Raw genomic sequence first — 14,321 nt, 5'->3', positions numbered from 1 at the left:
ATGAAACGTGCGCTTTTCGCACTGGCGCTATCATTTTTCGCCGCGTCGGCCGTTCTGGCTCAGACGCCGGCCCCGCTCCCCGACACGCCGCTCCCGAGCGAGCTGGCGTTCGTGCAAAACGCTACTAAAGATCTGAACGCCCGCTTTCCCAATCCGGCCGCAGCGATCAAGGGCGGCTACTTCCGCTACAACAACGAGGACAAGACGGGCGCCATCAGCTACGCGAACCTGAAATGGAACAGCGTTGACCCGCGGCATCCTTCTCAGCTCTGGTACGACGTCAAGGGCCGTTTGCTCGGCGCGGACTTCTCGCGCACACTCACGATGCCGGCGGTTACACCGCATCTGTGGGGACTGAGTCCGGGCCGCTGGTTCAAATTCCGCGTCGCGCATGTGCATTGGATTTTGAAGAATCCCGACGGAACGATGAGCTACGGACTGGCGGCGCGCGCCAAGGATTGGATCGCGGCCGGCGGCGACATCAACAATCCGCAAGTCGCAACCCTCGTAAAGATGGGCAAAGTCAAAGACGCCTCACAGGTCGCGAAGATCTTTCTCTTCCCGGCTCAATGGGACACAGAGATTTGGCTGACACCTAATCCGAAGGGCGCGTTTGCGGCGACCAATCCGCTGGTTCATCCTTCGACGGAGAACGCCAAAGGCGAGATGTAGCTTTGTCGCGCGTCCCAAGCGGGGACTCGATCCGCGAAATGCGCGCACACGCCCGTACGAAAGCATTTCGAAGTTCTTTATAACTTCGCGGATCGAGCCCCCGCTTGGGCCTCGCGTCAAATCAATTGGGGTAAACTGGACGGAGTGTAACCCCGCCGATCAACTTATTCGTTTGACCAATAGTCTTTGAGGGCTTTGCCGCGCGACGGGTGGCGCAGCTTGCGTAACGCTTTGGCTTCGATTTGGCGGATGCGTTCGCGCGTTACGCCGAACTCTTGGCCGACTTCCTCGAGCGTGCGTTGATGGCCGTCTTCCAAGCCGAACCGCAGCACGAGCACTTTGCGTTCGCGGTCGGTCAAGTTTTGTAGAACGTCCTGCATTTTTTCTTTGAGCAGCATCACGGAGGCGGCTTCCGCCGGCGCCACCGCTTCCTGATCTTCGATGAAGTCGCCCAAGTGCGAGTCTTCCTCTTCGCCGATCGGCGTTTCGAGAGAGATAGGCTCTTGGCTGATCTTAATCACTTCGCGAACTTTTTCAGGCGTGAGGCCCATCTCGGCGGCGATCTCTTCAACAGATGGATCGCGCCCGAGCTCTTGCAGCAACTGGCGTGAGATCTTAATGAGCCGGTTGATCGTCTCGACCATGTGCACGGGAATGCGAATCGTGCGCGCCTGATCGGCCAGCGCGCGCGTGATCGCCTGACGTATCCACCACGTGGCGTACGTCGAAAACTTGTAGCCTTTACGGTAGTCGAATTTTTCGACCGCGCGAATCAAGCCGAGGTTCCCTTCCTGGATCAAGTCCAAGAAGAGCATGCCGCGGCCGACATACTTCTTCGCGATCGACACGACGAGCCGCAGGTTGGCTTCGGTCAGTTGGCGCTTGGCTTCTTCGCCGGTGGTGACGATAGTGGAGTTGATCGAACCGTTGCGCTCGAGTTCGCGTTCGCCGGCCTCGATCTTCATCGCGAGATTCTTCTCGTCGTCCATGGAGAGCAGCGGAACGCGGCCGATCTCCTTAAGATACATGCGTACCGGATCGTCCAGCGCCAGCCCGGCCGCTACGGCTTCTTCAGCGGCGGCCTCTTCGTCGGCTTCGGCTTTCTCTTCTTCGGTTTCCTCGACGACCTCGATGCCTGCGGCGTTGAGATCCGTCATCAATTCTTCAAAGATCTCGGCTTCGTTGAGCTCCTCGCGCGTCTCCGCCAGGCGGCCAACCTCGAGATTGATCTCGTCAAGCGTAACCGAACCGCGCTTCTTCCCGCGTTCGAGTATGCGCTTCTTGAGCTCTTCGATCGATGTGGTCGGAGCTTCAAGGACTGCGCCCGTGCCGTTCGCGGACGGCGATTTCTTGCGTGCCATTATTTTCTATCTCACCTCCTTTCGTTTATTTTTTGAGCTTGGAGACCAGGGCGTCGTACTCGCCGCGCAGCTCCGTGCTAATGTTTTGCCCGGCGGTAGCCAGTTCATCTATTCGGCGCGACAGCTCCTGATAGCGTTCCCGCTGATCGTCGAGCTGCAGCCGTTCGACTACCCGTTCCAAGTGGGCTCGCCGCTCGTCAGAGTCTGTATAAGGCGGCGTTGAACTCCGGTCCCGCTGACTCAACCCCGAAAGCAGGGCCAAGGTTTCATTATCGTCTGTAAAGAGTGAGAATACGTCCGCCGTCTGGTTCAAGCGCTCCGCGGCGGCGGCCAGGCGGTCGTAAATCCGCCGGTAGACCTCGTTGCGAAACCGCTCTTGCGGAATCCGGTCCTTAAACTCGCGCAGAAGCGACGGATCCTCGATAACGATCGCCAGGACGTCGCGCTCGAACGACGAGGGGTGCACGCTGCGCGTGCGGTGCCCGGTGACGGGCAACTGGCGCGGCGCGAAGTTTGCGCTGTTGGCGAAAAAGCGGCTGTTGCGCAGTTCGTCGACGTTGAGCTGCAGGCGCTGGGCGATCCACACGCGCCAGCGGTCCCACTCCGCCTTGGGAATGAGCCGCCGGATCAGCGTCTCGGCCTCGCGCGCGATAACCGCGGGCGACGAGAAGCCGGCCTGCAGCCGCGCAACCTCGCGCTCCAAGCGGAATTCGATCGCCGGCTTGGCGTTCTTGAGCAGCGTCGCGAATGCTTCGGCGCCGTGTTCGCGCACGAAACCGTCCGGATCGGCGCCTTCAGGCAGTTCCACGATGCGAACGCCCGAGCCGGCATGTTCGATGACTTGCGCGGCGGTCTCGATGGCTTTGTCGGCGGCCGACTTTCCGGCTGTGTCCGCATCGAAGCACAAAAAGATGCCGTCGGCATATTTGCGCAGCTCTTTGGCTTGCTCTTGCGTGAACGACGTACCGAGCGCCGCCACCGCGTTTTCGAAACCGGCTTGGTGCAGCGCGATGCAGTCGAGATAGCCCTCAACGACGATCAGTGTGCGATCGCGCGCGGCCGCGCGCCGCGCGATATTCAAAGCGAAGAGATGGCGGCCTTTCTCATACGCGGGCGTCGTCGACGTATTCAAATATTTGGGCTCACCATCGCCGAGCGTGCGTCCGCCGAAGGCGATTACCTCGCCGGTCGTCGAGTACGTCGGCACCATCAAGCGGCCGCGATAGAAATCGTAGAACCCGCGCTCGCCGCGCTTAAGCAAACCGCCCTTGGCCGCAAGTGCATGATCGATATTGTTGCGCCGGAGTTCGCCCGCCAGCGCTTCCCATTCGTCGGGCGCGTAACCCAGATGGAATTTCTCTATCGTGGCTTCGGACAGCCCGCGTCCTTCGCAGTATGCGCGGGCCTTGGCGCCCGCCGGGGTACGCAGCATGCGCTCGAAAAACGCCGTGGCGATGCGGTTGGCCTCATGAATTGCTTCGCGTTCGTTGCGCGCGCGCGTGGCTTGCGGATTTTCGGGTTCCAGTTCCACGCCGGCGCGCTGCGCCAGCATGCGCAACGCGTCCGGAAACTTCAGATTTTCATGGCGCTCGACAAATGTGAAGACGTCGCCGGCGGCGTCGCAGCCGAAGCACTTGAAAAAGCCCTTGTCGGGATGCACGTGAAACGACGGCGTCTTCTCGTTGTGAAACGGGCAGAGGCCGACCAGATCGTTTCCGCGCTTGCGCAGCTGAACGTAGGAGCCGATGAAACTCCCGATGTCGATGCGAGCGCGAATCTCGCTGATGGCTCCCTGGTCGACCGGCATCAGCGGCAACTTCGCCGCAGCGCCGGAGTCTCCGCCGCTGCCGCAGAACTCGCAGGACGTATTATATGAAGCGAATTTACGATCCGGTCCATCATTTCATCGAGCTGGAGCCAGCCGAGGCTCGTCTTTTGGACACGCCGGCGCTGCAGCGCCTGCGGCGGCTTAGGCAGCTCGGCCTGGCGTACCTCGCTTTTCCCTCCGCCGAACATTCGCGCTTCGGACACGCGCTGGGAGCGCTCGCTGTAGGGACGCGCGCATTCGACGAGCTGGTCCGTCACGGGCGCCAATTCTTTACAAACGATGTCGACATCAGCTATCAGCGGCGGCTCGTGCGCGCGGCTCTGATCTTGCACGACGTCGGACACGGTCCGTTCAGCCACGCGTGCGAAGCCGTCCTCGGCGTGCGACACGAAGATCGCACCCGAGCTATTCTCGAGCGTCCCGAGATTCAAGCGCACCTGGCCGATCTCGACGTCGACTCACAACACGTCGGCGATCTCATTCTGGGCAAGCCGCAGGCGCAGTTTGGCGTGCTGGCGGAGCTCGTCAGCGGCCCCAACCTCGACGCCGATCGCATGGACTACCTGCAGCGCGATGCGTACTTTACCGGCGTCGCGGGCGGAAGATATGATGCCGACCAGCTGCTGAGTTCGCTCCGCATCTTCGAAGTCGAAGGGAAAGCCGTTATGGGCATCGACCGCCGCGGCGTCGTCGCGCTCGAATCGTTTCTGCTGGCGCGCTATATGATGTTTGCCTCGGTCTATTTTCATCACACGACGCGCATGTTCGAACGGATCTTGCAGCAGGCATTAACGGAGCTGTGGCCCGACCCGCACGCATTGGATTCGATCGACGAATTCTTGCGCTGGGACGACTTTCGCGTGCTCAACGAACTCCGCGACCGCGACACGACTGCCGCGCGGGCGCTGCGCGAGCGCGTGCGGCTCTATGCGCTTGCCGCCGAATTCAATGCCGAGAAGGACTTGCGCGCATTCGAGCGCTGCGAAAAGGCGCTCCGCAAAGCTTACGGCGATGCCGTGTGGGCGGACGAGCAGACGCAGCTCATGCACCGTCTGCCGCTGCAAGCCGATCCCAAAGCGCCGACCGTCTGGGTAAGCACGAGTTCGGGAGCGGTCGTTGACGCGCGCGAAGCGTCGGATTTAATCGCAAAACTTTCCGGCAAAGCTTACTGGCGCAAACTTTTCGTCGAGCGTGCGCGCGTCGACGTTACCGAAGCGCGCCAGATTTGCCGCGTGGCGACGCACTCATGAAAAAACTTATCGTTTTTGACCTCGACGGAACTTTGGCGCTCAGCAAATCGGCAATCGACGATGAGATGGCAAAGCTTATCACCTCGCTCCTAGGCGTCGCCAAGGTCGCAATCATCTCCGGCGGCGGCTATCCGCAATTCCAGACGCAAGTCGTCGCGCATTTACCTCAGGACGACCGCCTAAAGGACCTATCGCTATTGCCGACGTGCGGCACTAGGTTCTATCAATATAAGGACGGCGATTGGAAACTGCTCTACGCCGAGGATTTCACCGACGCCGAAAAAGCAACGATCATTAGCGCGCTGCAAAAAGCGGTCGCGGAATCCGGCTTCGCCGTTCAGCAGACTTGGGGCGAAACGATCGAAGATCGCGGAAGCCAGATTACGTACTCCGCGCTTGGCCAGCAAGCTCCGCTGGACGCCAAGGAAAAGTGGGATCCGGATTTCTCGAAACGCAAGGCGATCAAAGCGCTGCTCGACAAGACGCTGCCGAATTTCTCCGTGCATATGGGCGGCACAACGTCGATTGACGTCACCAAGCCTGGAATCGATAAAGCCTACGGAATCCGGAAGCTGCGCGACATTCTCGGGATCGCGATTTCGGAGATGCTCTACGTCGGCGACGCCCTGTTTCCGGGCGGCAATGATTATCCGGCGCGTGAAACGGGCGCCGTCTGCATTCAAGTGCGCGATCCGGACGAATCCAAGCGCGTAATTGAGACCGTCATCGCTTGCCTGAGTGACTAGGGCAAGGAATAGCCCAGAGCCCTTCACAACTCCTTAAAAATGAAGAATGCCGGACGTGCGGCCGTTGCCGCGATATTGGGAATCGTTTTTATCGCCGCGATTGCGGCGCCGCCACCGAGAGTTCACCCGCGGCCCTACGGCCGGGGGCAGGCCTACTATCACAAGACCGCGATAGCGCCGTATCGCTTCCACAATACGCTCATCAAAATGTCGTTCGACTTTGCAAAGGGCATCGCTTACGGCGATGTGACGAACGTCATCTCGCCCAAAGCGAACGGTTTGAGCGTCGTCCCGTTCAACAGCGTAGGCCTGCAATTTTCAAGCGTAACGGTGAACGGCGCGCCGGCGCATTACAACGTGGCCAACGATCATCTGTACGTCAATCTCGCGCAGCCGGCAAAAGCCACCGATACGCTCGCGATCGAGATGAAGTACAGCGTGAAACCGGTGCGCGGCATCTACTTCATCCGTCCGGACAAGTATTATCCAAATTACCAGCCCGAGATCTGGTCGCAAGGCGAGTCTGAGGATAACCGCCTCTGGCTGCCGACGTGGGATGAGCCCAACCAGAAAACGCCAGTTGAGCAGATCATCACGGTGCAAAAAGGCTGGCGCGTGACGGCCAACGGCCACTTGAAATCCTACACGGCCAACGGCTCGACCAGCACATGGGACTGGGTCGAACCGGCGCCTTTGTCCACGTATCTCATCGCTTTTAGCGCCGGACCGTACGTCCGCTTTCACACCGTAAACGGCACGACGCCGGTGGATTTCTTTACGTCGCAAGCCGACGCGCAGTGGGGCTCGATTTGCTTCGGCCGCACCAATCAAATGGTCGCGTTTTTCCAAAAGATCATCGGCGTTCCGTATCCGTGGGAGAAATACGACCAAACGGCCGTTGAGCGCTTTACCGCCGGCGGCATGGAAAACGCGTCGGCTACGACGCAGACCGAACTTGCCATTCATCCGCCGCAATACGATCTCGAACGCTCGTGTGACGGTCTCGTCTCTCACGAACTCGCGCACCAATGGTGGGGCGATGACGTTACGATGGCGGATTGGCCGAATGTCTGGATCAACGAAGGGTACGCGACATACTTCCAAGAGCTGTGGTCGCAGCATCACTTCGGCGAAGCGCAGTTCCAATACGAGCGCTATCACGCTCAACAGGCGTATTTCGGCGAAACTAGACGCTATTGGCGGCCGATCGTCGAGTACAGGTACGCCAACGCCATGGATTCGTTCGACTCAAGCGGCTATCCGCGGCCCGGACAGGTGCTGCACATGCTGCGCTGGATGTACGGCGACGCCAAATTCTTCCACGCGTTGCACGATTATCTGCTAGCCTACCAGCACAAGAATGCCAACACGCATCAGTTCTTCGTCGCGATCGGAAAATCGCTGGGTACGAACCTCGACTGGTTTGAAAACGAGTGGTTCTACCGTCCGGCGTATCCGGATTTTTGGGTCAAGGAGAGCTATGACGCGACCGCTCAGACGCTCACGCTTGACGTCACCCAGAAGAACCACGACGGTAAACCGTTCACCATGCCGATTGACGTCGGCGTTTGGATCGCAGGCTCGACGAGCAACGCGTTGCCCGGAGGAGCGGCCAACGTCGCGCACTTCACGGCCAACGCCAACCACCAGGTCGTGACCATTCCGAACGTCGCGTCGCAGCCCGTGATGGTGTTATTCGACTACAACAACAACGTGCTGCGCGGCTTGCACGTCGATAAGTCGATCGCGGATTTGGGCTACCAGGCTCTGCATGCGCCGTACGTCGGAGATCGCTTGTGGGCAGTCGCCAACCTAGGCAGAGCAAAAGGCAAAGACAAAGCTGCCGCGGCGGGCTTCATCCGCCAAGTCGTGACCGGCGATCCGTTCTATGGCGTGCGCGTTGATGCGCTCGATACCGAATCGTCGCTCGACGATGCGGAGACAGTGCGCTTGGCTCTGCACGACAAGGATCCGCGTGTGGTCATCGCAGCGGGTGGGGTTGTCGAAAATCTCGACCATCCATCGGTCCCGGCGCTCCAGAATGACCTCAAAGCGCTGACCACTTCGTCAAATCCATTGATCGCGGGCGCGGCGCTGCGCGGGCTCGGCGCGACCAAGATGGCCGGCGCATATGAGATCCTTGTCGCAGGCCTGAACCGGCACGCGTTCCGTGAGCCGGTTGCAATCGGCGCGCTGACCGGGCTTGCGAACCTTGGAGACTTCCGCGCAATTCCGCTCATCAAAGCTCGCGCTGCGTACGGCGTAAATGAAGCCGAGCGCCTCGAGGCTATCTCGTCTCTCGGCACGATCGGCAAGAAGAATCCGACGCTGGTGGAGGGTACGCTTATCGCGCTTGCCAGGAGCGATCCGTATTTCCGTGCACGGTCGTCCGCGATTCGCGCGCTCGGAAGGCTGAATCAGAAATCGGCTATCCCAGCGCTGCAATTCGTACAGACGCACGACACCGAACCGGGCGTACGAAATGCAGCCTGGGACGTAATCGCCGATCTCAAAGACCGCGGTCAGTGATGCTTGCATGGCGCCGACACTCGCTTTTTTGCTAGGTTAATCGCTCGGTCGGCACCATGCTGCGCGTAATTGCGGGCTCTGGAACCTGCATTTGCGATAGCCAGGCGCAGGCCACGCCAACTTCTGTAGCGAGATAGGCCAGCGCATCTATTTCGTCGGTTAGATACGCTGTGCGATCGGCCTTGGGCCCGCAGCACGCGAATCCAACCAGCACTCCGCGGGCGTTCATCGGCAGAACCAGCGTGTGGTGTTCGCCGCCGGCGTCCAGGGTTTCGAACGGCTCTTTCCAGCGGCGCAAACGCAGCAGCAACGCGCTGTTCATGTCGAACGCTTCCGGCCACGGAGCATCGCCCGCCGCGCGCAGCATGACGTATTCGTTCCCATCGCGCAGATAAAAAGCGACTGACGGTATATCCAGCCCTCGATGCATCGTTGCACACGCAACCTGCATAATGGCGTGCGAATCGGTTGCAATATCCGCCTCGCGAGCGACGCGACGAATGTCGTTTAATCCCGCAATCCGTTTGTGAAAGACGACTGCGGTGAGCCGGCTCTCAACGATCGCATGAATCCAGCGCACGGAAATGCCAAGTATCAGAACAATTATCAGTGCGACCACTTGCGGCGCATTTTCAAAGAGTCGACCGACTAGCCATTCGGCGAGGGCAAAGAGCGCTACAATAACAAGCAAGACCACCGCGTAAATCGTGGCACGCGTTACGAAGATATTCAGATCCGTCAAACGATGACGTAAGATCGGATACGAGATGCCGAATGCAAACAGAATGTTGGCGATAAAAGGCAGCGGATCGAGTGCATGGATTCCGAAGGTGCCGGCGATTAAGTCATAAGCTAGACCGTAGCCTGCCGTTAATGCGGCAGCGATGAGCCACGAGCCGGCCAGCCAGCGCGTCGCAGCGCGATAGGTGATCGGCGCGCGCACAAGCGCATCGACGCACGCAGCCACCAGCAATAATTGCAGGAGGCCGGCGAGCGCAATCCCATTGTTTCCAACCGAACTTCTGAAGTGTTGAGCTGCCGTTAACGGCACGTAAAACGTTACGTATGGAATGGTGGACGCTAACCAAGCGAGTATTCCCGCGGGAACTGCAGCGTATTGCAGAACACGCCGAACGATTCCCGGGTTCGGCGGAAACGTTCCCAAAAGAAACAGCATAGCGGCCAGAATGACGCCGTCGGTCAGCCAAACGGCGTACTGCGCACCTTCGCTTAACGCCGTTGTCGGCGCGGCCAAAGTCAGCGCTCCGGCGACCGCTCGCCATCCGAGCGCCAATAACACGAACGTAGCGATTGGCCCTAACCGCGACTCGCGCGCACGCATTCCCACCAGGAGCGCAAGTACGAAGGCCAGCAAAGCCGTGATCGCATAACCGGTTTTGCGCCACTCCTCCACGGTCGCAAGGGGCGGCGTGAACGGCCCCCACGTTAGCTTCATAGGCTGCCACCGGTTCCCGCGCAAAACCAAAATCGTTATCGCATCTCCTGCGCGTCCCGAATTCCACGTTACCCGGTCTTGGTACGGAATGAAGAACTGCGTACCGACACGCAATCCGGCGCGCGCGGCCACTCCGCCGGCATCGATGTTGCGAATGGTGGCGCGCGTATCGTTCGCGGTTGTGCCGGCTTTGAAACGCACCGTGAGGCCGCCATATCCCCACGTTACGGGGGCGATCAGCAGCACCAGCGCTATCGGAAGCCCGATGGCGGCGAAGACGACGCTAAATGCTTTCATGCTGTTACTTCAGAGAACCGAGCGCGGCTTGCGCGGCGGCGAGACGCGCGATCGGCACGCGGTATGGCGAACACGAAACGTAGTTCAACCCGAGGCCGTGACAAAATGCCACGCTCGACGGATCGCCGCCGTGCTCGCCGCAAATGCCGATCTTCATATCCTTCTGTTTCTCCCGCCCGCGGCGCACGGCGTCCTGCATCAGCGAACCGACGCCCTGGCGGTCCAACACCTGAAACGGATCGTCTTTGAGGATCTTGAGCTCGAGATAACGCGGAATAAACGACGCTTCGGCATCGTCGCGGCTGTAGCCGTACGTCGTCTGCGTCAGGTCGTTGGTGCCGAACGAAAAGAACTCGGCATGTTCGGCCAACTCGTCCGCGACAGTGCAGGCACGCGGCAACTCGATCATCGTGCCGACGTGATAAGGAACCTTCACACCGCGCTCGGCCATCACTTCTTCCGCAGCCGCGCGCGCGGCGTCGCCCGTAAACTGCATCTCTTCTTTGGTGCCGACGCCGGGAATCATCACTTCCGGCCGGACGTTGATGCCGCGATTCTTCAATTCGCAAGCCGCTTCGAAGATCGCGCGCACTTGCATCGCGTAGATCTCCGGGTAGAGAATTCCCAGCCGGCAGACGCGCAAGCCGAGCATCGGATTTTGCTCGTGCAACTGCTGCACGCGCTTGAGCACGGCCATTTTCTTTAAGTACTTCGACGACTTCTTGCCCTTCTTTAAACGCAGCTCGGTCGTCTCGACCAACAGGTCCTGAAGCGAGGGCAAAAACTCGTGCAGGGGCGGGTCGAGCAGCCGGATCGTTACCGGCAGGCCCTGCATCGCTTCCAAGATTCCGAGAAAGTCCTCGCGCTGGAACGGCAACAATTTGGCAAGCGCTTCCGCGCGCGCTTCCGGCGTGTCGGAGAGAATCATCTCCTGAACGATCGGCAGCCGCTCTTGCTGCATGAACATATGCTCCGTGCGGCAGAGACCGATACCGGTGGCGCCCAACTCGCGCGCCTTGATCGCATCCGGCGGCGTATCGGCGTTGGCCCAAACCTCGAGCTTGCGCTCCTCGTCGGCCCAACTCAAGAACGTGGCTAGCCAATCCGGCAACTGCGACGGCGGGTCGATCAGCTTGAGTTCGCTTGCGATGACGTCCCCGGTCGTGCCGTCGATCGTGATCCAATCACCCTGTTTTATCGCGGCCTTTCCAAGGGTCGCACGCTTTTTGGCCGTGTCGATAAGCAGCGCTTCGCAACCGGCAACGCAGGGCTTGCCCATTCCGCGCGCGACGACGGCAGCGTGCGACGTCGCGCCACCCTTTGCGGTCAGCACGCCGCGCGCGGCAAACATGCCGTGCACGTCGTTGGGATTCGTCTCGACGCGCACCAGGACGACAGCTTTGCCCGCGGTTCCCCAACTCTCGGCGGTGTCGGCGTCAAAGACGGCTTGCCCGGCGGCCGCTCCGGGCGACGCGTTCAAACCCTTGCAGGCAACTTCGTACTTCTCTTTCGGATCGATGCGTGCATGAAAGAGCTGATCTAATGAAGCGGCGCTGACGCGGCCCAGCGCCTCGCGTTTTTCGATTACGCCTTCCCGCACGAGGTCGAGCGCGATCCGGACGGCAGCCTCTGCCGTGCGTTTCGCATTGCGCGTCTGCAGCATGTACAGCGTGCCGCGCTCGATCGTAAATTCAAGATCCTGGACATCGCGATAGTGGCGCTCGAGTTTATCGGCGATGTCGACGAATTGGTCGTAGACCGCGGGCTGCGAGCGTTGGAGGTCGGCGATCTTCTCGGGCGTCCGGATGCCGGCGACGACGTCTTCGCCCTGCGCATTGCGTAAGTACTCGCCAAAGAGCTTCTTCTCACCCGTGTTCGGATCGCGCGTAAATGCCACGCCCGTGCCCGAGTCGTCGCCGAGATTTCCGAAGACCATGGCCACTACGTTTACGGCCGTGCCCCAATCGTCGGGGATCTTATTGTAGCGGCGGTAGTCGGTCGCGCGTTTGGAATACCAGGAATCGAACACTGCGTTAATCGCAAGCTTCAGTTGTTCTTGAACGTCCTGCGGGAATTCGCGCTGTCCGTGCTTGCGAACGATTTCGTTGAACTCCGCGACCAGCTCACGCCAGTTCTTCGCGTCGATCTCGGGATCGGTCGAAACACCCAGTTTTTTCTTTCGTTCCGCAATGCGCTCTTCGAACAAGTCCTTTTCGACGCCGAGCACGACGCTCGAAAACATCATGACAAAACGGCGATAGGCATCCCACGCAAAACGGTCGCTGCCCGAAAGCTTTGCCAATCCTTCGACCGTAATGTCGTTGAGGCCGAGATTGAGGATCGTGTCCATCATGCCTGGCATCGACGCACGCGCGCCGCTACGCACGGAGACGAGCAGCGGATTGGCCGGATCGCCAAAACCTTTGCCGGTGCGGCGCTCCAATTCGGCCATCGCCGATTTGATGCCGTCTTCCAAACCCGGCGGCTCGCGGCGTCCAAGGTCGTAGTACTGCAGGCACGTTTGCGTGGTGATGGTAAAGCCCGGCGGCACCGGCAGCCCGGCGCGCGTCATCTCCGCCAGGCCCGCGCCCTTGCCGCCAAGCAAGTCGCGCATCTCGGCGCTGCCCTCTTCAAAAAACCAGATCGGTTTTTCCAGTGCGTTCGAAACGGTCATCGGATCAGACGTTCGCGCAAATAGGCCTCAAGCGCTTCTGTCGGGACGCGCTCCTGCTTCATCGAGTCGCGCTCGCGCACGGTGACGGCCTTGTCGGTTAAGGTTTCATAATCCACCGTCAGGCAGAACGGCGTTCCGATCTCGTCCTGGCGCCGGTAGAGTTGCCCGATGTTGCCTTCATCGTATTGCGTGCGAAACAGCGGACGCAGCCGCGCCTCGATCGAGCGAGCGAGTTCCACGAGCTCCGGCTTGTTGCGCGCGAGCGAAAACACGGCGGCCTGCACCGGAGCGATGCTGGGATGGAAGTGCAGGACGATGCGTTCGGTTTCTTTGCCGGCCGGGTCGACGGCTTTTTCCTTTTCGTACGCATCGATCAGCATGACCAGCGTCGTGCGGTCCATGCCGGCCGAACTTTCGATCAGCAGCGGCGTGTAGTGCGTCTTGCTCGCCTCGTCGTAGAACCGGAGATCCTTACCCGACACGCGCATGTGCGCGTCGAGGTCGTACGTACCGCGATGCGCGATCGACTCGAGCTCGCCCCAACCCCACGGAAAGAGATATTCGACGTCGATGCCGGCTTTGGCGTAGTGCGGACGCTCGTCGGCGGTCAGTTCGTAAAACCGCAGACGCTCGGCGTTAATGCCGTACTTCGAGTACCACCCCTTGCGCAGCTGCACCCATTCTTCGAAATGTTTGAGATCTTGGCCGTCATCCGGAACGAAGTACTCGAGTTCGGCCTGTTCGAACTCGCGTAACCGATAGGTAAAGTTACCGGGCGTGATCTCGTTGCGAAAGGCTTTGCCGATCTGGGCGATGCCGAACGGCGGGCGCTTGCGCGCGCTCTGGTAAACGTTCTTGAAGTTCACGAAGATGCCCTGAGCCGTCTCCGGACGTAAATACGCCGCCGCAGCCGAGTCCTCCATCGGGCCCACGAATGTGCGCAGCATCAAATTAAAATTGCGCTCTTCAGTGAATGAGTTTTTGCTGCCGCAATCCGGGCACTGCTCGCGATTCTTGAGTTGATCGGCGCGAAAGCGGTGCTTGCAGACTTTGCAGTCCACCATGCGATCGTTGAACGCCTCGAGATGGCCGGATGCCTCCCACGTGGTGGGATGCATAATGATCGACGAGTCGAACGGCACGACGTCGTCGCGCAGATCGACCATGTCGCGCCACCACGCCTGCTTTACGTTATTCTTGAGGATCGCGCCCAGCGGCCCATAGTCATAGAAGCCGCCAATGCCGCCATAGATTTCGCTGGATTGAAAAATAAAGCCGCGGCGCTTCGCGAGCGCCGCGATCTCTTCCATCGAAGCTTGTGCACCGGAAGGTCCGCTCTCCATTGGCCCCGAGTTTAGGTCAGGAAGCGAAACCGTCCTTTGCCGTTGCCAAAAACGCCCCACCGCGTGACAGAGCAGTGCTGGGGCTCCCGGGCGCTCCAGCCGCGACGACTCAGTTGTTGCGAAGCCGTAGGAGATGTGCTACCGTCGGATCGCTAGGGGTATCAT

Annotated in this window: 9 protein-coding genes; 4 read left to right on the top strand and 5 right to left on the bottom strand. The window is 60.0% G+C overall.

The annotated features are described in order from the left end of the window. Entirely contained in the window at nt 1-672 is a 672-nt protein-coding gene (locus VFO29_01930) for a hypothetical protein (protein ID HET9392272.1), read from the top strand. A 164-nt stretch (nt 673-836) separates the two neighbouring features. Here the strand turns inward: VFO29_01930 and rpoD are convergent, their stop codons facing one another. Beyond that, nucleotides 837-2,033, bottom strand: coding sequence for an RNA polymerase sigma factor RpoD (rpoD, locus tag VFO29_01925; protein HET9392271.1), 1,197 nt, complete (start codon nt 2,031-2,033; stop codon nt 837-839). Nucleotides 2,034-2,058: 25 nt separating this feature from the next. Beyond that, a complete protein-coding gene (dnaG, locus tag VFO29_01920) occupies nt 2,059-3,840 on the bottom strand; it encodes a DNA primase (GenBank protein ID HET9392270.1) in 1,782 nt (593 codons plus the stop codon). A gap of 65 nt (nt 3,841-3,905) precedes the next feature. Between dnaG and VFO29_01915 the strand changes: the two genes are divergently transcribed. Genes VFO29_01915 through VFO29_01905 form a run of 3 tightly spaced genes read left to right on the top strand, consistent with a single transcriptional unit; the run spans nt 3,906 to nt 8,386 of the window. Next, nucleotides 3,906-5,111: an HD domain-containing protein gene (locus tag VFO29_01915; protein HET9392269.1), complete on the top strand. Its 1,206-nt coding sequence runs from the start codon at nt 3,906-3,908 to the stop codon at nt 5,109-5,111. After that, nucleotides 5,108-5,857 (top strand): HAD-IIB family hydrolase, encoded by a 750-nt coding sequence (locus tag VFO29_01910; GenBank protein ID HET9392268.1) that lies wholly within the window; start codon nt 5,108-5,110, stop codon nt 5,855-5,857. Before VFO29_01915 ends, VFO29_01910 begins: the two co-directional genes overlap by 4 nt. 39 nt (nt 5,858-5,896) lie before the next feature. Further along, a complete protein-coding gene (locus VFO29_01905; protein HET9392267.1) occupies nt 5,897-8,386 on the top strand; it encodes a M1 family aminopeptidase in 2,490 nt (829 codons plus the stop codon). 31 nt (nt 8,387-8,417) lie between these two features. On the opposite strand, the gene VFO29_01900 is transcribed toward VFO29_01905, so the two are convergent. The 3 genes from VFO29_01900 to VFO29_01890 are packed head-to-tail and all read right to left on the bottom strand — an operon-like array spanning nt 8,418 to nt 14,156. Then, nucleotides 8,418-10,139 carry a hypothetical protein gene (locus tag VFO29_01900; GenBank protein HET9392266.1) on the bottom strand — a complete coding sequence of 574 codons (1,722 nt, stop codon included), beginning with the start codon at nt 10,137-10,139 and terminating at the stop codon, nt 8,418-8,420. A gap of 4 nt (nt 10,140-10,143) precedes the next feature. After that, nucleotides 10,144-12,813 carry a pyruvate, phosphate dikinase gene (gene ppdK, locus VFO29_01895; protein ID HET9392265.1) on the bottom strand — a complete coding sequence of 890 codons (2,670 nt, stop codon included), beginning with the start codon at nt 12,811-12,813 and terminating at the stop codon, nt 10,144-10,146. Then, the gene (locus VFO29_01890; GenBank protein ID HET9392264.1) at nt 12,810-14,156 is read right to left on the bottom strand and encodes a glycine--tRNA ligase; all 1,347 of its coding nucleotides are present in this window, start codon (nt 14,154-14,156) and stop codon (nt 12,810-12,812) included. Before VFO29_01890 ends, ppdK begins: the two co-directional genes overlap by 4 nt. Between the last annotated feature and the right edge of the window lie 165 nt (nt 14,157-14,321).

This window comes from Candidatus Rubrimentiphilum sp. (genome assembly GCA_035710515.1).
GTDB lineage: Bacteria > Vulcanimicrobiota > Vulcanimicrobiia > Vulcanimicrobiales > Vulcanimicrobiaceae > Rubrimentiphilum.
Note: the sequence above shows the minus strand (reverse complement) of the source record. Positions and strands in the feature narration are given on the sequence as shown.

What these genes read in the sequence shown, in the direction of transcription:
- VFO29_01930 (HET9392272.1), top strand. Translation starts at nt 1, where the DNA reads ATGAAACGTGCGCTTTTCGCACTGGCGCTATCATTTTTCGCCGCGTCG.
- rpoD (HET9392271.1), bottom strand. Translation starts at nt 2,033, where the DNA reads ATGGCACGCAAGAAATCGCCGTCCGCGAACGGCACGGGCGCAGTCCTT.
- dnaG (HET9392270.1), bottom strand. Translation starts at nt 3,840, where the DNA reads ATGCCGGTCGACCAGGGAGCCATCAGCGAGATTCGCGCTCGCATCGAC.
- VFO29_01915 (HET9392269.1), top strand. Translation starts at nt 3,906, where the DNA reads ATGAAGCGAATTTACGATCCGGTCCATCATTTCATCGAGCTGGAGCCA.
- VFO29_01910 (HET9392268.1), top strand. Translation starts at nt 5,108, where the DNA reads ATGAAAAAACTTATCGTTTTTGACCTCGACGGAACTTTGGCGCTCAGC.
- VFO29_01905 (HET9392267.1), top strand. Translation starts at nt 5,897, where the DNA reads ATGAAGAATGCCGGACGTGCGGCCGTTGCCGCGATATTGGGAATCGTT.
- VFO29_01900 (HET9392266.1), bottom strand. Translation starts at nt 10,139, where the DNA reads ATGAAAGCATTTAGCGTCGTCTTCGCCGCCATCGGGCTTCCGATAGCG.
- ppdK (HET9392265.1), bottom strand. Translation starts at nt 12,813, where the DNA reads ATGACCGTTTCGAACGCACTGGAAAAACCGATCTGGTTTTTTGAAGAG.
- VFO29_01890 (HET9392264.1), bottom strand. Translation starts at nt 14,156, where the DNA reads ATGGAGAGCGGACCTTCCGGTGCACAAGCTTCGATGGAAGAGATCGCG.